Annotated in this window: 15 protein-coding genes and 1 pseudogene; 13 read left to right on the forward strand and 3 right to left on the reverse strand. The window is 57.4% G+C overall.

Translation table 11 applies throughout. The annotated features are described in order from the left end of the window. From ACF8AM_RS03480 to ACF8AM_RS03495, 4 genes are all read left to right on the forward strand, one after another. The coding region (locus tag ACF8AM_RS03480; protein WP_392554299.1) for a glycosyltransferase at positions 1-789 on the forward strand (789 nt) is incomplete at its 5' end. A 3-nt stretch (positions 790-792) separates the two neighbouring features. Continuing rightward, positions 793-2,205: an NAD(P)/FAD-dependent oxidoreductase gene (locus ACF8AM_RS03485; RefSeq protein WP_392554300.1), complete on the forward strand. Its 1,413-nt coding sequence runs from the start codon at positions 793-795 to the stop codon at positions 2,203-2,205. A 10-nt stretch (positions 2,206-2,215) separates the two neighbouring features. Then, positions 2,216-2,830, forward strand: coding sequence for a molybdenum cofactor guanylyltransferase (locus ACF8AM_RS03490; RefSeq protein ID WP_392554301.1), 615 nt, complete (start codon positions 2,216-2,218; stop codon positions 2,828-2,830). Between the two features lie 10 nt (positions 2,831-2,840). Next, on the forward strand, positions 2,841-4,121 hold the full coding sequence (locus ACF8AM_RS03495; protein WP_392554302.1) for a molybdopterin molybdotransferase MoeA: 1,281 nt from the start codon (positions 2,841-2,843) through the stop codon (positions 4,119-4,121). Positions 4,122-4,336: 215 nt separating this feature from the next. On the opposite strand, the gene ACF8AM_RS03500 is transcribed toward ACF8AM_RS03495, so the two are convergent. Beyond that, positions 4,337-5,860, reverse strand: a complete 1,524-nt coding sequence (locus ACF8AM_RS03500) for an ammonium transporter (RefSeq protein ID WP_392554310.1) — start codon at positions 5,858-5,860, stop codon at positions 4,337-4,339. Between the two features lie 316 nt (positions 5,861-6,176). Here ACF8AM_RS03500 and ACF8AM_RS03505 point away from each other — a divergent pair, with 316 nt between their 5' ends. From ACF8AM_RS03505 to ACF8AM_RS03515, 3 genes and pseudogenes are all read left to right on the forward strand, one after another. Continuing rightward, positions 6,177-7,346: a PDZ domain-containing protein gene (locus ACF8AM_RS03505; RefSeq protein WP_392554303.1), complete on the forward strand. Its 1,170-nt coding sequence runs from the start codon at positions 6,177-6,179 to the stop codon at positions 7,344-7,346. Between the two features lie 123 nt (positions 7,347-7,469). Next, complete coding sequence (gene mutY / locus ACF8AM_RS03510) at positions 7,470-8,573, forward strand: A/G-specific adenine glycosylase (protein WP_392554304.1); 1,104 nt, start codon at positions 7,470-7,472, stop codon at positions 8,571-8,573. A gap of 201 nt (positions 8,574-8,774) precedes the next feature. Continuing rightward, positions 8,775-10,048 (forward strand): annotated as a pseudogene (locus ACF8AM_RS03515) (cytochrome-c peroxidase). A 328-nt stretch (positions 10,049-10,376) separates the two neighbouring features. Here ACF8AM_RS03515 and ACF8AM_RS03520 read toward each other — a convergent pair. Then, positions 10,377-11,807 carry a malic enzyme-like NAD(P)-binding protein gene (locus tag ACF8AM_RS03520; RefSeq protein ID WP_392554305.1) on the reverse strand — a complete coding sequence of 477 codons (1,431 nt, stop codon included), beginning with the start codon at positions 11,805-11,807 and terminating at the stop codon, positions 10,377-10,379. A 325-nt stretch (positions 11,808-12,132) separates the two neighbouring features. Continuing rightward, positions 12,133-13,545, reverse strand: a complete 1,413-nt coding sequence (locus ACF8AM_RS03525) for a magnesium chelatase (RefSeq protein WP_392554311.1) — start codon at positions 13,543-13,545, stop codon at positions 12,133-12,135. Between the two features lie 360 nt (positions 13,546-13,905). Between ACF8AM_RS03525 and rpmF the strand changes: the two genes are divergently transcribed. The 6 genes from rpmF to ACF8AM_RS03555 form a co-directional block, all read left to right on the forward strand. Next, positions 13,906-14,088 carry a 50S ribosomal protein L32 gene (rpmF, locus tag ACF8AM_RS03530; RefSeq protein WP_099259176.1) on the forward strand — a complete coding sequence of 61 codons (183 nt, stop codon included), beginning with the start codon at positions 13,906-13,908 and terminating at the stop codon, positions 14,086-14,088. A 40-nt stretch (positions 14,089-14,128) separates the two neighbouring features. Continuing rightward, positions 14,129-15,058, forward strand: a complete 930-nt coding sequence (fabD, locus tag ACF8AM_RS03535) for an ACP S-malonyltransferase (protein WP_392554306.1) — start codon at positions 14,129-14,131, stop codon at positions 15,056-15,058. 122 nt (positions 15,059-15,180) lie between these two features. Then, positions 15,181-15,939, forward strand: a complete 759-nt coding sequence (fabG, locus tag ACF8AM_RS03540) for a 3-oxoacyl-[acyl-carrier-protein] reductase (protein ID WP_392554307.1) — start codon at positions 15,181-15,183, stop codon at positions 15,937-15,939. 141 nt (positions 15,940-16,080) lie between these two features. After that, positions 16,081-16,326: an acyl carrier protein gene (locus tag ACF8AM_RS03545; RefSeq protein WP_007324899.1), complete on the forward strand. Its 246-nt coding sequence runs from the start codon at positions 16,081-16,083 to the stop codon at positions 16,324-16,326. A gap of 442 nt (positions 16,327-16,768) precedes the next feature. Continuing rightward, positions 16,769-18,049 carry a beta-ketoacyl-ACP synthase II gene (gene fabF, locus ACF8AM_RS03550; RefSeq protein WP_392554308.1) on the forward strand — a complete coding sequence of 427 codons (1,281 nt, stop codon included), beginning with the start codon at positions 16,769-16,771 and terminating at the stop codon, positions 18,047-18,049. Then, on the forward strand, positions 18,046-18,582 hold a 537-nt coding region (locus tag ACF8AM_RS03555), incomplete at its 3' end, for a response regulator transcription factor (protein WP_392554309.1). The genes fabF and ACF8AM_RS03555, both read left to right, overlap by 4 nt.

The raw sequence follows: 18,582 nt of genomic DNA on the forward strand, positions 1-18,582 counted from the left end.
GCTGTTTCAGCCCCCACCGCAACCCCGATCACCAATCGCTTCCGCCCGGCCAAGGTCATCATGGCCCTGCCGGCCTACAACGAAGAACAATCGTTGCCGGAGTTGTTGGAACGAATCGGCGAAGCCTTCGCCGACAGTGGCTTGCCTTACGAAGTCGTGATTGTCGACGATGGCAGCAAAGACGACACCGCCAAGATCGCTTCCCAGATGTCGTTTCAAATGCCCATTCACTTGGTGCGTCACGAAGTCAATCAAGGGCTCGGCGTCACCATTCGCGACGGACTCAAAGAAGCGGTCGACCGAGCTGGTGAGCGAGACATCATTGTCACCATGGACGCCGACAACACGCACCCACCCGGACTGATCAACCGGATGGTGCAATCCGTCCACGAAGGATGCGATTGCGTGATCGCATCGCGATTCCAAAATGGTTCGCGAGTCGTGGGCGTTCCGATCGAGCGTCACTTCCTCAGCATCGGGGCTCGTGCGCTGTTCACGGTGCTGTTCCCGACACGCGGAGTTCGCGATTACACATCCGGATACCGAGCTTACCGAGCATCGGCACTGCGGGACGCGTTCCAGCACTACGGCGATGACTTCGTTGGCGAAACCGGATTTTCTTGCATGGCGGATATCCTGCTGAAACTTCGCAAACAAGGCTGCGTGTTTGGGGAATCCCCTTTGCGTCTGCGATACGATCAAAAGGGTGGCGACAGCAAAATGCAAGTCTTCAAGACGATCTGGCTGACCCTCAAGATGCTCGGTCGCCATCGCGTCTCAGGAACCTGATTGATGTCGGTTGCCTCCCCATCCAACCCAGCGTCTGAGTCCTCGACCGCCAACCAGTCCAACTCTTCCCACGACGGCTCCCCCAGTTCGCGTTGGTTGGTCATCGGTGGCGGCGTGATGGGATTGCAAGTCGCTCGTGACCTCATCGAACGCGGCCAAAAAGTCACAATCGCCGAAGCCGCATCCACCTTTGGCGGATTGACCAGTGCCTGGAATCTGGGCGATGTGATCTGGGACCGCTTCTATCACGTGACCCTGCTCAGCGACACCAAACTGCGAGACCTCCTGACCGATTTGGGTCTGGAATCTCAAATGGACTGGGTGGAAACCAAAACCGGTTTCTACTCGGGTGGCAAACTGATTTCGATGAGCAACACGGCGGAGTTCCTGAAATTCCCGCCACTGAACTTGATTCAAAAGCTGCGGCTTGGCGGCACGATCTTTTACGCGTCCAAGATCAAAAATTGGCGTCGACTCGAAAAACTGTCGGTTGAAAAGTGGCTGCGTCGTTGGTCCGGCAACGGCGTCTTCGAAAAAATTTGGCAACCGCTTCTGCAAGCCAAACTGGGCGAGGCTTACAAGCAAACCTCCGCCGCGTTCATTTGGGCGCACACCGCTCGGATGTACAAAGCCCGCCGCAGTGGCATGAAAACGGAAATGTTCGGCTATGTGCCCGGCGGCTACGCGACGATCCTGGACAAATGGGTTGGCTGGCTGAAAGAACGTGGCGCTGAAACGCTGGTCTCATCGCCGGCTCGCCAAGTCCGCAAGCTGGACAACGGTGAGTTCGAAGTCGACTTCGGCGACGGACGCGTACAGAAATTCGACAACGTCGTCTCCACCATCGCTTCGCCGGTGATCGCCGACACGGTGCCCCAACTGTCCGACGAAGAAAAGAACCGCCATCGCGGGATTCGATATCTCGGCGTGGTTTGCGCGTCGATGCTGATGAAAAAACCGATCAGCGAATACTACGTGACGAACATCACCGACACGTGGGTGCCGCTGACCGCCGTGATTGAAATGTCCACGATCGTGAACCCGGACAAACAACTCGGTGGCAATCACTTGGTCTATTTGCCCAAATACTTGCCCGATGACCACGAGGGTCTGAACGAATCCGACGAAGACTACAAAGAGAAATGCCTGTCGACGCTCGAAAAGATGTACGACCATTTCTCTCGCGATCAAGTTCTCGATTTCAAGATCGCGCGTGCCAAGTACGTCGCGGCGCTGGCCACGATTGATTACTCGACTCGCTTGCCCGACATTGTGACCAGCGTCCCAGGCTTCTACGCTTTGAACTCCGCTCACATCGTCAAAGGCAATCTGAACGTCAACGAGACGATCACGCTTGGCGAAGAAAAGTTCTCCGAAGAAGTCTGGCCGGACTATCAACGTCGCGTTGCGAAATGAATGAACCAACATGCCACACGCCGCTCCTTCTCGATTGCTCGGCGTGTTGCTTGCCGGAGGACTTTCGTCGCGAATGGGAACGCCCAAGGCCTTGCTGCCACATCCAAGTGGCGGCACGTTTCTGACACACAGCCTGGACCGATTGCGATCGGTTTGCGAAGAAGAAGTGGCGGTCAGTTTGGCGTCCGAGAACCATCGTGTGGAGCTTCAACTGCCGCCCTCCGTCCCAGCTTTGTTCGATTCCCAACCTGCCCAGGGACCAGCGGTAGGGGTGTGGGTTGCGCTGCAATATGCGGCGTCAAGCAGTTTTGCCGGGTGCCTATTCACACCCGTGGACCTTCCCAACTTGTTGGCCGATGATCTGTTGTCGTTGGTTCACGCTTGGCGTGAATCACCGGGGCGAATCGTGCTGGCGCAGCAAGCCGAACCGGAGCGTCTGCAACCGTTGGTGGGCATCTATCCCGTCGACTGCGTGGACCAAATCCAACGTGTCGTCGAATCCGAACACCGCAGTCTGTATCGTACCCTGCAGACGACCGACCACCGTACCGTTGCAATTTCGCGAGAACGACTTCGCAACGTCAACACGCCCGCTGACTTGGGCCCTTCTTTCGACAACACCTGATTGAACCAATATGAACGCCGTGTCCCCTTTCGCGTTCGACTCACCCGATCAAGCCATCCAGGCTCTCGCTCAGCAAATCACTGCGACGGACATCGAGAACGTGGACTTCGGATCGTCGCTTGCCTCCCTGCGTTCGGTTCATCGCCGCATTCTCGCGGAACCCATTTTGGCGGACCGAGACAGCCCCGCGGCCGATGTTTCCGCGATGGACGGGTACGCGATCTGCAAGTCCGACTTGCCGCTTGACGGCGTCATCGAGGTGACCGGCGAGAGCATCCCTGGTTCGCCACCTCCGTCGCGTTCCGAAACCGGGATCATCCGAATCTTCACCGGAGCAATCGTCCCCGAGGGTTGCGACCGAGTCATCCAGCGAGAGCACACCGAAGAACTCGCTGGCACTTCGGCAGACCATTCCAACTCGATGGGTCAAATTCGCTGGACCGAACGAGCCCGCTCCATTCCCTCGGGATCCAACATCCGTCGCCAAGGAGAAAACCTGACCGCGGGATCCGTTGCCATTCCCGCAGGCCTGGAACTCACTTCACCGCGTCTGGCTGCGTTGACCAACTTTGGTGTTCAACGATTGAAAGTCCACCGCCCGGTCCGTGTCGCCGTGCTGACGACCGGCGACGAATTGGCGTCCGCCTCATCAGAAAACGAACCCCCGCTTCCTCCTTGGAAGATTCGCAACAGCAATGCGTCGGCGCTGGTCGGCTTGCTGGCCAATCAACCTTGGATCGACTGCGTATCACCAATTCATGCGGTCGACGAACCAAGCGTTCTGCGAGCGTCTGTGCTGCAGGCGATCGAGCATCACGATGTGGTACTGATGACCGGTGGGGTCTCGATGGGCGACTACGACTATGTGCCTCGAATCTTGCAAGAAGTCGGCGCCGAGATTGTCTTTCACAAACTTCCGTTGCGTCCTGGCAAACCGATCTTGGGTGCGATTCACAGCAGCCCAACCGGATCCACACTGATCCTGGGCCTGCCCGGCAACCCTGTCAGCGCGACCATGGGCGCCCGTCGTTTCGCGATGCCGCTGATTCGAAAATTCGCTGGCATACGCGACTGGGCCGAACGGCCACCGCACGTGACGATTCAGGAAATCGGCGAGAAGACATTGCCGCTGCACTGGATGCGTGGCGTCCGAATGATCCAGCCCGGTGTTGCGGAACTCGTGCTCGGCAAGGGATCAGGTGACCTGGCAACGCTCGCCCTGACCGATGGCTTCATTGAAATGCCACCTGATGCCAATCACCCCGGGCCCTGGCCGTACTTTGCCTGGTAACGCATTCCGCTAAACAGATCCGCAAGAATGATCACTCACGACCAAGTCAGCCGCTTGGTCGTGAGCCCGGGACAGTGAGTGAAAACCGTTACCAATGCCGACGGCTCATCAACGTGATGACACCAGCGGACCTGCTTAGCGTTCGCGATTCCCCAGAAAAACGCCCGAGCATCGGAATGCTCGAGCGTTCTTGAATGCCATCAAGGAAGCAAGAATCAGGCGAACTGATATCCTTCTTCGCCGTGATCTGAAATGTCCAAACCGCGTTGTTCGCTTTCAGCAGGAACTCGCAAACCGATGAAGACGTCGATCAGTTTGAGAAGGATCAAACTTCCCAATCCTGCGAACACATAGGTGACCAACACGGCAACGATTTGGCCGATGACCAACGTGAAGTCGCCGCCCGATTCGATCAATCCGATCGGCACACCGTCGCTGACGTCCCAGGCCGCACGAGTCGCGAAAACTCCGGTCAGAACTGCACCAAGCGTTCCTCCCACACCGTGGACCCCAAACGCATCCAAGGCATCGTCGTAGCGGAGTTTGTGCTTCAACGTCGAACAGGCCCAGTAACAAATGCCACCGGCCATCGCCCCCATGATCAAAGCCGGCATCGGCTGCACAAATCCTGCGGCGGGAGTGATGCAAACCAATCCTGCAACGGCACCACTGCTGGCACCGAGCACCGTTGGTTTCCCCAACACCAACCATTCCAGCATCACCCAGGCAACCGCTCCGGCAGCAGCCGAGAAGTGAGTCACTGCGAAGGCACTGGCCGTCAAATCATCCGATGCCAATTCACTGCCGGCATTGAAACCGAACCATCCGACCCACAACATCGCTGCACCCAGTGCGGTGTAAGTCAGGTTGTGCGGCTGCAACGGTTCGCGTGGGTAACCCATTCGAGGACCGATCAGCAACGCGGCAACCAACGCCGAGATTCCACTGCTGATATGCACGACTGTTCCGCCGGCAAAGTCCAGTGCGCCGCCCGCCAAGGCTTTGTCACCAGCGAAGTACGACAACGGGCCTTCATCCCAAACCCAGTGGGTCAGCGGGCAGTAAATGAACGTTCCCCAGAGGATCGAAAAGACCACCATCGCGCTGAACTTCATCCGTTCCGCGAACGCACCGCAGATCAAAGCAGGCGTGATGATGAAGAACATCCCTTGGAACAACATGTGAGTCAGTCGGGTCATCGTGCCTTCCATCGGCGTGATGGCTTTGCCCAAATCATCGTCCCAGTACCGCTGGACACCTTCCATGAACAAGTAGTCCGTGTTGCCGAACCAGCCCCCTGCCCCGCCGAAGGCGAACGAGTAACCATACAGAGCCCAAAGCACTGTCATCATCCCCATCAAGAAGATGCACTGCATCATCACGCTGAGAACGTTCTTGCGGCGAACCAATCCGCCATAGAACATGGCCAGTCCCGGTGCCGTCATGAACAAAACCAACGCACAACAAATCAGCATCCAACCGTTGTGCCCGGCCAGCAATGCCTCGTCGACTCCCGCTTGCAGGCTTTCCAACGTCGGGGCTTCGGATTCGTCGGCTGCTTCCGCTTCTGCAACGGGAACTTCCGATTCCGTGAGTGAATTTTCAGGTGTCGAAGTTTCAGCGACAGTGGCTTCTGCCACCTCGTCCTGTGCCACCAACGTCGAAACCGGCAATCCGGTCAGGGGCACTCCAAGGATGCATGTGAGCAAACAAACGACAACCAACACGCGTGACAACATTTCGGGGCAGTCTCCAGTGACAAGTCGATGGGGAGGATGGACCATGACACACCAGCTTGCGTTGATGCGGCCTGTGGGGAGGGCACACGCTTGCGTTGCAGTGATTTCGCGGCACGAATTGACGCCCCGAACCCACGTCGGTCGAGCAGGTTCTCTTCCGACGAGCAAGCGGACCGCAATCGACACGTGCGTTCATCATGATTTCCGGTAGAATACGGTCACGATCCAACCCGGGACACCCTGCCCCGCGCCGCAAAGGTGTCTTCTTGACCTCAACCATGCCCTTTCGCGGCCCTCGCACCCTTTCTGTGGCCTCATGCGTTCCCCATCGTTGATTCACCAAAGCACGAAAATCGCTGGTTTTGGGTTGTTCTTCGCTCTCTTCCAGGTCGCTCATGCAGCCCCCCCGGAGGAAATTGTCGCTCAAATTGAAAGCTTGTCCAGCGATTCATATTTGAGACGAGAAAACGCGACCGAAGCCCTGCTCAAATCAGGCCCTGCGGCGATCGAACCGCTGGTGGAGGTTCTCGAACGAGGCGATCTGGAAACCACTCAACGAGCAATCGGAATTTTGCAATCGATGGCGATGGAACGCCCGATTCTCGAAGGCGAATCGGAGCATCCCAAACTGGCTCGCCCCAATCCCAACGAACCCGATGCCTGGGAAACATTGCTGATGCTTTCCACGATGGGCGGCAGTCGTGGTGAACGAGCCACCATGGCTGTGGAAGAAATCACTCAAGTCCGTCGGGCGCAGACCATCCAAACGCTGTCGCTCCAAGAAGCCTACATCGGCGTCAAAGAATTCGTTTACGGCGCGACCTCCAACCTGCAACGGGTCGTTGAAATCACGGGCGCCTACCAGGGCGACGACTCTCTGTTGGAATTGCTTCGCTGGATCGACAAGGTCGAGTTCGCTCGCATCGAAGGCCCCGCAATTCGGAAGGGTGTGCTGAAGGGCGTGACCCAAATGCCCGACCTCAAGACCCTGTCGCTGCTTTATGGCGAGATCGACCTGGAAACGATGAAGGTCATCGGTGACCTCGATTCGATCGATCACTTGGAGTTCCGTTACGTCCCGCTGAACGACGAACTGCTGGACGCCATCGCGACACTTCCCATTCGCATCTCGCTCACGCTCAATGGCACCGACCTGTCCTCCGACCAAGTCGACGCACTGCGGCAAACCTTGCCGGGCCTGAACATCGAATTCAAACGGGGCGGCTTCTTGGGCGTCCGCTGCAACGATTCGTTCAATGAATGCATCATTCAAAGTGTGGTCGAAGGAAGCGGCGCTGAAGTCGCCGGCCTGCTTCCCAACGATGTCATCATTCGAGCCAACGGCGAACCGATCCGAAAATTCGCGGACTTGCAAGCCGTCATCAACACGCGAGACCCCGGACAAAACATTCGCATCGGCTACCGACGACATAACGTCGAGTATGAAACCGATGCGAAACTTGGCAAACTGACAGAACCCAACTGACCGCCCTCAATCGACGAACTGCTCACGCACATCTTCCCTTCCTCGCATTCGTAAAACACCATCGACACCGAAGCCCCGCAGATCGATTCCGGCAACTGGCGTGATTCCAACTGGCGGTCTCGAATGCGCAAGCGACTGCTGACTTGGTTCTCAGAAAACGCTCGTGACCTGCCCTGGCGACGCGACCACTCGCCGTACCGGGTCTGGATCAGCGAGATCATGTGCCAACAAACTCAGGTGGCCACGGTACTGCCGTACTTTGAACGGTTTCTCAGCACCTACCCAACGATTCGCGATTTGGCAGGCGCCGACGAAAACCAACTGATGCGAATGTGGGAAGGGCTGGGGTACTACCGCCGGGCCAGATCATTGCATGCGGCAGCGAAGAAAATGGCGACCGAACACGATGGCGAGTTCCCGGACTCATTCGAAGACGTGTTGGCTCTTCCCGGAATTGGTCGCTACACGGCGGGAGCGATCCTGTCGATTTCTCGCAACGAAGCGTTCCCGATTTTGGAAGGCAACACGCAACGCGTTTTCAGTCGCTGGATCGGACTGACCACGCCGCCAACCGAAAAGCCAGCTCAAGCGAGGCTTTGGGAACTGTCCGACAAAATGCTGCCCCGGCGCAAAGCCGCCGACCGCGCCAACGGACCAGCGGGATTCAACCAAGCCGCGATGGAATTGGGCGCGTTGATCTGCTCCCCAAGGTCACCCAAGTGCACCGAGTGTCCTGTCGCGACAATGTGCCACGCCAATCAAATGGGACTTCAAGATGAAATTCCAGGCAAGATCAGCAAGGTCCAATACGAGTCACGCACCGAGATGGCGGTCGTGATTTCGCATGACGGTCGGTACCTCGTTCGAACGATCCCCGAAGGAGTCCGATTCGCTGGGATGATCGACTTCCCTCGAGCGGGTCCTCCCGAAGCCGGCGACGTGGTGGAAATGGAATCGTGGCTGGCAGCCCAAATCGGCAGCGACGTGACCATCGGAATGCGTATCAAAACCATCAAACATGCCGTCACGCGCTACCGAATGACACTGCACATTCACCTCGCGGACCTAGCGATCGCAAGTGCTTCCAAACAGCAACCTGGGCCGCTACCGGATTCCTGGCAATGGGCAACCGTCGATGAATTGGCAGACATGCCGATGAGCGTGACCGGACGCAAAATCGTCGGTTTGCTCGACCGTCCCCAGCGTTCTCTTTTCTCGGAACTCTGAGTCTCCCGCCAGACCGAGAGGGGACCTGGTCACGGTTGGATCCCAATCCGAATCCACCTGAATCCAGTCACATGCGATGGCGGAGATGCTAAACTATGACTCCTGCCTCGATGCGAAAAACCAACGTGTTTTGTGCCGTCTTCTGACTGATTCCTCCGCCGCGACGGATGTCTGAGGAATGCAAACGCCGTTGTCCGCCCGATCCTTCGTTTCAACGATGCCTTCCAACAAATCTTGATTTCACCATGACCATTCATCGCTTCTTGATGTGCGCCGCGGCGACTTTGGTTGCCGCCAGCCCCACCGCCTTCGCCGCGGAAACCGTTTCGCTGGGCGACCCAACACTCACCGCCGGAATCCCTGGCGATGGCCCACTCACGTTGGAACAAGCCCAACGGTTTTTGGCTGATTCAAAGAACCACGTCGAACTGGACGTCCAACTTCCCCGAGGCCTCGATGCCGCCGCGGGCAACATTCATATCCCAGAAGACAACCCGATGACTCGGGCCAAGATTGAACTGGGGCGTCAACTGTACTTTGACCCGCGATTGTCGGCCGATGGCACGATCTCGTGCGCCACCTGTCACGCCGCCGAAACCGGTTGGGGCGCCCCCACGCAATTCGGTGTGGGGATCGGCGGCCAAACCGGCAACCGCAACTCCCCCGTCTCGTTCAATCGCATCCTCAGCAAACACCAATTCCATGACGGCCGCGCCGCATCGTTGGAAGAGCAAGCCGTGGGACCGATCGCCAACCCCATCGAAATGGGAAACACCCACGACGTCTGCGTGAAGACGCTGGCGGACAACGCGATCTACAAAGCCCAGTTCGATAAGATCTTCGAGGACGGCGTGACGATCGACAATGTTGGCAAGGCACTCGCGACTTTCGAACGAGCCATCGTGACCGGACCGGCCCCTTACGATTACTACGCCCCGCTGTCAGCGTTTGAAAAAACGTTCGCAGAGGATTTGGAATACCTCGACGAAGAACCCGAATTGGCTGAGCAATACGAAAAGCTCAAAGCGGAAGCTGCCAAGAACCCCATGACTGAATCGTCCATTCGTGGCATGGAACTGACGTTCGGCAAAGCCAACTGCACCGCTTGTCACGCTGGTGCCAACTTCACCGACGAACAATTCCACAACCTCGGTGTGGGCATGGACGCCGAAAAACCTGACCTGGGACGATACGAGATCACCAAAGACGAAAAGGATCGCGGTGCGTTCAAAACCCCAACGATGCGAAACGTCGCTGACTCAGCCCCCTACATGCACGATGGTAGCCAGGAAACACTAGAAGAAGTCATCGAGTGGTACAACAAAGGCGGCCACCCCAACCCTTACCTCAGCGACAAGATGAAACCGCTGAACCTGACCGAGCAAGAAAAAGCAGACTTGGTCGAATTCATGCGTCAGGGATTGCAAAGCGATTTCCCCGTCATCGAAACAGGCCGCTTGCCAGCCGATGGCTGATCAGCAAACAAACAACTTGCAGCGAACCTGTAGCTCGGTGGTCTCCACCGAGAACGAGGTCGTGCAGTTTTAAAATGCTCCCCCCAAACTTCGTATCGGGAGAGGTACGCCGCGTGTCAATCCGCCGAAAAGCGGCACTTAAAAACTACACAACCGAGAATCACGGCGGGGACCGCCGTGCCACAGCACATCACGCCTTGCGTTGTTCCAAAGCACCGGCTCATTCACAAGCAATCGATCTGTAGCTCGGTGGTCCCCCACCGAGACTCACGGCGGGGACCGCCGTGCTACAGCACTTCACGCCTCGCGTTGTTCCAAAGCATCGAGCCTACATGATGTCTTCGGCGGGTTTGTTTCGCCGACGAGCGACTCCGGTGTCCGCCGCGGCTTTCGCGACCGCTTGGGCGACCACTTTCGAGACGCGGCGGTCAAACACGCTGGGGATCACGTAGTCGTCCAACAGATCCGATTCCGGAATGGTCGCCGCGATGGCTTCTGCGGCCGCCAACTTCATCTCGTTGTTGATCGTGGTCGCTCGCACGTCCAAAACCCCGCGGAACAATCCAGGGAAGCACAACACGTTGTTGATCTGGTTGGGGAAATCGCTTCGCCCCGTCGCCATGATGCGAACGTGAGGCGCCGCTTTGCTGGGCAGGATTTCTGGATCCGGGTTCGCAAGCGCAAACACAATCGGATCATCCGCCATCGCTGCGACGTCTTCGGTCTGCAGAACATTCGGTGCGGAAACGCCTACGAACACGTCGGCGTCTCGGATGACTTCGGACAACTTACCCGCCGCACCTCGTGGATTGGTGTTGTCAGCGATCCATTGCTTGGATGCATCCGGTTGGCTGGGTTCTCCCGCGTGGATCGCTCCATCGCGATCACAGACGACGATGTCTTTTGCACCGGAGATCAACAGCAACTTCACGATCGCGGTGCCCGCAGCCCCGGCTCCGTTGACCACGATGCGAACGTCGGGAAGCGTCTTGCCAACACGAAGTAAGCTGTTCTTCAAACCGGCCAGCACCACAATCGCGGTGCCGTGTTGATCGTCGTGGAAGACCGGAATTTCCAGTTCCTTGTCCAGTCGTTCTTCGATCTCGATGCAGCGAGGTGCCGAGATGTCTTCCAAGTTGACTCCGCCAAACGTCGGTGCCAACTGGCGAACGGTTTCGATGATCGCTTCCGTGTCTTGGGTGTCCAAGCAAATTGGAAACGCGTCCACGTTCGCGAATTCTTTGAACAGCATCGCTTTGCCTTCCATGACAGGCATGGCAGCGCGTGGCCCGATGTTGCCCAGTCCCAAAACTGCCGAACCGTCGCTGACCACAGCGACGGTGTTTTGACGAATGGTCAGCGCAAACGACGAATCAGCGTCTTCCGCGATGGCGTTGCAAACCCGAGCAACACCCGGCGTGTAAGCCATCGACAAATCGTCTCGAGTTTTGATCGGCATCTTCGGCAAGACTTCGATTTTCCCGCCGAGGTGCATCAGGAACACACGGTCGGAGGTGTGCACCACCTCGACCTCTTCCACCGTTCTCAGGTGCTCAACAATCCGTTTGCCGTGATCGACATCGCGAGCGTTGACCGTGAAGTCACGGGAGATTTTTCCGCCACGAATGTTGACAATGTCGACCGCGCCAATGGCTCCATCCGCTTCGCCGATTGCCGTGGTGATTTTCCCCATCGCGCCGGGCGAATCAGTGTAGCGCAGGCGGATTGTGAGTGCGTAAGACGGACTGTGCTGGTTCATCGTGGCGAGTCATCCTTCAATGGATGGGACGTCGGTGGTCGGGTCAAAGAGCTGAACTTGTACCACGCCGCCGGAATCACGTCATTGCCAGAGTGACTCGCGTCCCGGCAACCAACCCAAGGTGCAGACCTGTGCTACTCACCGCACACCCACAGAACGATGCACCAGGCCCGGAAGGGCCCACACAGCCCTTGCCGGGGCCATCAGGCCCCGGAGGATCCCCCCAAAAACGCAAAACCCCGAAGGGGTGACACAGCCAGCCCCGCTCTGCCGACCCTCCGGCCTGTGTCATTCCTCCAAGCCAAGTGGCGAGCTGAACTGCCACTCAAGTATCGTATCTGATTTTGCCATGACGCTGCGAGCGACTGATTTTGTCCAGGCTATAGAGTCCCGCCAAGACAAACTCGACGCACGAAGCTCGCATCGCTTCATTCTCACTCGCATTGACCTCGAACGCCCGATCCCAAGCCGGCGGGACGTGTTGCAACCGTTCCGCGTACTCACTGCTCGGCAACATCGTTCCGACTTCGACGCGAACGCCACCACGGAAGATCTCCGCGATCTCGGCCAACCCATGCTCCTCGATGTACTCCGCGAAAACGGTTCGGATGGCTTCCGCGATCACGGAATCGATGACCTGCTTTTCGGTCATTTGATGGGTGCCCATCAAATCCAGTTCCAACTTGCCGAGACTGCTGGCATAGAGATGTCCCAGGTCACTGATTCGGGGCACCGCAGGATTTTCGCCATGCACGATCCCGCGTTGGCGAGCCGAGGCGACGATCGTCCGAAAATTCGCCAACGAGAACCTAGCCGACACACCAGAAGCCTGGTCGATGTACTTGCTCTGCCGGGCTTGATTCGTGATTTCTTCGATGATTTGGTACATGAACAAAGGCACGTGCACCGGGTATTCGCCGCTCAAGTCGTCGCCGACTTCCTGCTGCAAAATCTCGATTCCCTGCATCCGTTCGCGGGGATAGTGCGTCTGCACGATTGTCCCGATCCGGTCCTTCAACTGCGGGATGACCTTGCCCGAGCGGTTGTAAGTCGACGGGTTGGCCGAGAACAGAATCATCACGTCCAAGTCAAATCGAATCGGGTAGCCACGAATTTGCACATCGCGTTCTTCGAGAATGTTGAACAAACCAACCTGGACCAAATCATCCAGTTCAGGCAATTCGTTCATCGCGAAAATTCCGCGGTGCATTCGTGGGATCAAGCCGAACGACAGCGCCTCCTCCGCACTCATGCTGACTCCGCCTGTCAATTTCGCGGGGTCGATTTCACCGATGATGTCGGCGAACTTCGTTCCCGGAGACAAACGTTCCGCATAGCGATCCTTTCGATGCCACCACCCGATATGAATGTCTTCGGGTGAGTGCTCGGCGACCAATCGCTTCCCAAGCGACGTGATCGGATTCAGCGGGTCTTCGTGAATCGGCAAATCTGGATGATCAATGTACGGAACCCAAGGATCCAAGAATTGAACCAACTGCCGCATGATCCGGCTTTTCGCCTGCCCTTTTTCGCCCATGAACAACATGTCGTGGCCGGCCAGCAGCGCCAGGCTGATTTCCGGAATCACCGTGTCTTCGTAGCCGACGATTCCTGGAAACAGGTCCTCTCGATCGGCCAACATTCGCGAAAAGTTGTCGCGAATCTCTTGCTTGACCGTCTTGGATTTCCAACCGCTGTCGATCAATTGCTGCAAATTGCGGGCTTCAGGAACATCCATTTGGATTTGATCAGGGCTTGGCACAGAGCTGGTCACGTGTGGGCTCGGGGAAAAAAGGCGTCGGTGCTGGGGGGCGACTTCAAGAGCTGGAGGGTCAAATTCCAGAACGTGAATCACGTCTGAACCAATCGTATGCAACTGGGGAGGGCCTTGGTTCGAACAACTCGGCGGAATCGGTGACTCTTTCGGAATTGATGCAAACCGCCCCTCAAAGCCTCGAATCGAGTAAAAGGCCATTGAAAGCGGGACTTTTGGGGCCAGGACGCGTTGACGGAACCCACGTCAGGTGCTTATCTTTCGCGGTTTGAAATTCGTCCACACCACCCATTCCAAGATCGCCCGTTCGCGGGCTTGTCTGCCATGGCCGTCCCAAAACGCAAGCACTCCAACAGCCGTACCGGCAAACGCCGCGCCCACGATCACTTGAAAAAACGTCAAGTGACGTACTGCCCCCAGTGCAGCACCGCTGTGCCGACGCACGTTGTTTGCCCGAAATGTGGTTATTACCAAGGTCGCACCGTCGTTGAAACGACCGACCAGTAATCTCAACCACCACAGAACAACGAACTGAGTACGACCTGCAGTGAGTCTCGACGCCACCAAACCAGCGATCCTGTTCCCCGGCCAAGGTGCTCAGACGCCTGGCATGGGAGCATGGTTGTGCGCGGAATATTCCCTCGCCAACGAACTGTTTGCAGAAGCAGGCGAGGTGCTGGGTTACGATCTGAAGTCTCTGTGCACGGACGGTCCTGCCGAAAAGCTGAACGAAACCGTCCACAGTCAACCAGCGTTGTTTGTGGTGGGTGTTGCGGCCGCACGTGTTCACGATGACCTGAACCCGGAACTGGCAAAGAAAATCGTTGCCGCCGCCGGACTCAGCTTGGGTGAGTACACCGCCGTCTGCTACGCCGGCGGCGTTTCCTTCGCCGACGGCTTGAAATTGGTCCAGAAACGCGGCGAAGCCATGCAGGCCTGTGCCGACGCAGCCGACTCTGGCATGGCCAGCGTGCTGGGTCTGGATCTCGAAAAGCTGACTGCGGTGTGCGAAGAATGCCGCAGCGGGGACGAAATCCTGCAACCAGCCAACCTTCTGTGCCCAGGCAACATCGCCGTGTCAGGACACCGTTCGGCGCTCGAGCGACTCGAACCAGCCGCCTCTGCCGCGGGCGCGATGAAAGTCGTTCCTCTCAGCGTTGCCGGTGCTTTTCACACTCCCATCATGGATGGCGCAGTGGAACAGCTCACACAGGCTCTAGAAGAGGTCGAGTTGTCGGACACGCGAATTCCCGTGTACAGCAATGTCGACGCGAAACCACACACCTCCGCCGACGAAATTCGCCAGCTTCTGGCTCGCCAAGTCGTCAACCCAGTCCGCTGGGACGATTCGATCAACGCGATGCTCGGTGACGGCGTGGTTGGTTTCTTAGAAGCAGGAACCGGCCGGGTGCTGCGAGGCACGATCAAACGAATCGCTCGCAAAACACCAACCGACGGTTTCGGCGACCAGCCCTGACTTGGTGAAGTCCGCCCCGACGGCTTGAGACGGCCCTCGCACAACCGCTCACGAACGCCGCTGACGCTCGCGTTTCGCAACCATCTTCCCCCTCAACCTTCCAACCCCACAGACTTGCCCCCATGGATCTCTCCCTGTCGGTTGATTTGAAAGATCAAGTCGCCATTGTTACCGGCGCCAGCCAAGGTCTCGGCCGAGCAGTTGCTGTCGCGTTGGGGCAAAACGGAGCGCACGTTGTCTGCGTCGCTCGCAACGCCGAGAAATTGGCCGCCACCGTCGCTGAGATCGAAGCCGCCGGCGGAACAGGCGAAGCCCTGCCGTGCGACGTCACCGATCGCAAAGCAGCCGCGGAAGCCATCGAAGGCACACACAAGAAACACGGGCGACTGGACATCCTAGTCAACAACGCTGGGATCACCCGCGACAAACTGATGCGTGGGATGTCAGACGAAGAGTGGGATTCGGTCATCGCGACGAACCTGACCAGTTGCTTCGTTTGCTGCCGCTCCGCAGCCGGAGTGATGCGTCGCAGCAAGTACGGTCGAATCATCAACATGGCCAGCATTTCAGGCCTGATCGGCAACCCTGGCCAAGCCAATTATTCGGCGAGCAAGGCGGGGATGATCGGAATGACCCGAACGATGAGCAAAGAGCTTGTCTCTCGCGGTGTCACCGTCAACGCCGTCGCTCCCGGATTCATCGCGAGTGAAATGACTGCTGAATTGGGCGAAGTCGTTTTGGAAGAGGTCAAAAAACGAATCCCCGCCAAACGTGTTGGCCAACCAGAGGACGTCGCGGCAGCGGTGTTGTTCCTGGCCAGCCGTGATGCCAGCTACATTTCTGGACAAACCATTGTCGTTGACGGTGGAATGGTCGGCTAACGGCATATTGACGCGTTTTAGCTGCGTCACCTATGTTCTGCCCCCGAGCGGCTATGGAGTGCCGTCTCGGTTGTGCCCTGCCCCACAGATTTGCACTTTCCCTTTTCGAATCTAACTGACATTTAAATCGGAGTTACGCCCATGGCGTCTATCGAAGAACGCGTGGTCGACATTGTTTCTGAACAGCTCGGCGTTGACAAAGACAAAATCACCCGCGAAACATCGTTCGTCAACGACCTCGGTGCCGACTCGCTCGATACCGTCGAATTGGTGATGGAACTCGAAGAAGAGTTCGACATCAGCATTCCTGATGACTCTGCCGAAAAGATCCAAAAGGTCGGCGAAGCAATTGATTTCATCGAAAAGGAAAAAGGCGAAGACGCCTAGTTCCCGATGAATGGCACCCGACGGCATTCCCTGCCTTTGGATGCGATGCTCAACCACGGAACGCCTCGCGGGATCTTTCAACGAAGATCCGTGAGGGGCTCCTGAAGAAGACGGCGAAGCCAGACATGATCGCTGTTGCTGGTGTGAATCTCGGTCGGAGTGTTCCAGGCATTCGTGCTTGCCTCATCCGAACCTGCCATTCGCGTCATACACACGTGTTCTCAGCACGCTGGATGACCCGGCGCACCATCGGAGACCAGCGTCGCCCGGCAATCTTTCGCCAATCGCAATCATCCGCTCATCAAAACCGAATCGCCACCATTTCCCCTCGTCTTTGCGTTACATTGACAGGGTATCGCTGGCGTTTTTTGCTAGGGTGCTACTCGCGCTCGCTGCGGTTCCTTCTCCCAACATTCAATGACGTTCATTCGTCTCAACACTTATGACGGACGCCTCCTCCACGCCTTCTTACGACCCTTCCAAATCACGACGTGTTGTGATCACCGGTTTGGGTGCCGTCACGCCCTTGGGTTGCGACGTCGACACGCTTTGGTCGGCTCTGCTGGCTGGCAAGTCAGGGATCCACGAACTGTCCATCATGGACACTTCGAAATACAAGGTGCATTTTGGTGGCGACATTCCGGAGTTCAACGTCGCGGATCATGTTGAGCCCAAGGAAGCCAAACGACTCGATCGCTTCACGCAGTTCGCAGTTCACGCGGGCGCCCAAGCCGTTCAAGACTCAGGGATTGACTGGGACCAAACCGATCGCAGTCGATGCGGAGTGATCCTGGGATCTGGCATTGGTGGACTCAATGAGATCGAAGATCAAATTGAGCGAATGCTGAACAAAGGCCCCGATCGAGTCAGCCCGTTCACGGTCCCCAAGATGATGGTCAACGCCGCCGGCGGGAATATCTCCATCCGGTACGGACTCAAGGGTCCCAACTACGCAGTGGCAACAGCCTGTGCCAGTGCCACCAACGCCATGGGCGACGCTCTTCGCAGCATCCGTGGCGGAGAAACGGACGTTGTGATCACCGGCGGAACCGAGGCCGCGATCACACGCATGGGCTTGGCCGCTTTCCAAAACATGAAGGCTTTGTCAACGCGGAATGACGACCCGCAACGGGCCAGTCGCCCCTTCGATTCCGATCGAGATGGGTTCGTGCTGGCCGAAGGTGCCGGCCTGCTCGTCTTCGAAGAACTCGAACACGCACAAGCCCGCGGTGCCAAGATTTACGCCGAAGTCCTGGGCTATGGAACGACCAGCGACGCCGGTCATATCACCGCTCCTGACCCAGAAGGATTGGGGGCTGGCGCCGCGATGCGAGCCGCGATTCAAGACAGTGGCCGCGCGGCCCATGAAATCGATTACATTAATGCTCATGGAACAAGCACCCCCTTGGGTGACAAAGCCGAAACTCGCGCGATCCATTCCGTTCTAGGTGACCACGCCAAAAACGTCGCCATCAGCAGCACGAAGAGCGCCCTCGGGCACTCGCTCGGTGCCAGTGGCGGGATCGAAGCGGTGATCCTCTGCGAAACCATCCAAAACAATGTGATTGCTCCGACCATTAATCTCGACACGCCAGATCCAAATTGCGACCTCGACTACGTCCCGAATGAACCTCGGGAACGAAAAGTAGATGTGGCAATGAGCAACAGCTTCGGATTCGGCGGTCACAACGCGTGCGTTCTCTTTGGACGATATCTCTCATGACGGCTCTTGATAATCCGAATTCCAATCTGTTTGACCCCAATGCATCCCCTCAAGAAGACACTGGTCCGGAACCAGTCGTCTACTTGGTCGATGACCAACAAGCCGAGTTGGACCTGTTGCAGCGTTGGTGTTCTCAAGAAGGCCTGAAGACCGAAACGTTCAATCAGGCCGAAGATCTTCTCAAAGTCCTGCACGCGGAATCCCACGGCTGCGTTGTTGCCGACTTGCGGATGCCGCGACTGAGCGGCTTGGAACTGCAAGCTGAAATGTCCCGCCGGGAACTGACCGTTCCTGTGATCCTCGTCACCGGCCACGGTGACGCGGAAAACTGCCGAGCGGCATTTCAACAAGGCGTTTTCGACTTCATCGAAAAAGGATTCCGCCACGAGGAAATCCTGCACGCGATCAACAGCGCCATTCGCAAACACCGTCGCGACCGCTTCCGACACCAAGTTCGCAAGGAAGCACTCGACCTGCTGCGGAAAATCTCGCCTCGCGAAACGGAAGTCATGCTGTTGCTCGCCGGCGGTTCG

The organism is Rhodopirellula sp. JB055, assembly GCF_043100905.1.
GTDB lineage: Bacteria > Planctomycetota > Planctomycetia > Pirellulales > Pirellulaceae > Rhodopirellula.

What these genes read in the sequence shown, in the direction of transcription:
- ACF8AM_RS03505 (WP_392554303.1), top strand. Translation starts at nt 6,177, where the DNA reads ATGCGTTCCCCATCGTTGATTCACCAAAGCACGAAAATCGCTGGTTTT.
- fabF (WP_392554308.1), top strand. Translation starts at nt 16,769, where the DNA reads ATGACGGACGCCTCCTCCACGCCTTCTTACGACCCTTCCAAATCACGA.
- ACF8AM_RS03525 (WP_392554311.1), bottom strand. Translation starts at nt 13,545, where the DNA reads ATGGATGTTCCTGAAGCCCGCAATTTGCAGCAATTGATCGACAGCGGT.
- rpmF (WP_099259176.1), top strand. Translation starts at nt 13,906, where the DNA reads ATGGCCGTCCCAAAACGCAAGCACTCCAACAGCCGTACCGGCAAACGC.
- ACF8AM_RS03520 (WP_392554305.1), bottom strand. Translation starts at nt 11,807, where the DNA reads ATGAACCAGCACAGTCCGTCTTACGCACTCACAATCCGCCTGCGCTAC.
- ACF8AM_RS03545 (WP_007324899.1), top strand. Translation starts at nt 16,081, where the DNA reads ATGGCGTCTATCGAAGAACGCGTGGTCGACATTGTTTCTGAACAGCTC.
- fabG (WP_392554307.1), top strand. Translation starts at nt 15,181, where the DNA reads ATGGATCTCTCCCTGTCGGTTGATTTGAAAGATCAAGTCGCCATTGTT.
- ACF8AM_RS03495 (WP_392554302.1), top strand. Translation starts at nt 2,841, where the DNA reads ATGAACGCCGTGTCCCCTTTCGCGTTCGACTCACCCGATCAAGCCATC.
- mutY (WP_392554304.1), top strand. Translation starts at nt 7,470, where the DNA reads ATGCGCAAGCGACTGCTGACTTGGTTCTCAGAAAACGCTCGTGACCTG.
- ACF8AM_RS03485 (WP_392554300.1), top strand. Translation starts at nt 793, where the DNA reads ATGTCGGTTGCCTCCCCATCCAACCCAGCGTCTGAGTCCTCGACCGCC.
- ACF8AM_RS03490 (WP_392554301.1), top strand. Translation starts at nt 2,216, where the DNA reads ATGCCACACGCCGCTCCTTCTCGATTGCTCGGCGTGTTGCTTGCCGGA.
- ACF8AM_RS03500 (WP_392554310.1), bottom strand. Translation starts at nt 5,860, where the DNA reads ATGTTGTCACGCGTGTTGGTTGTCGTTTGTTTGCTCACATGCATCCTT.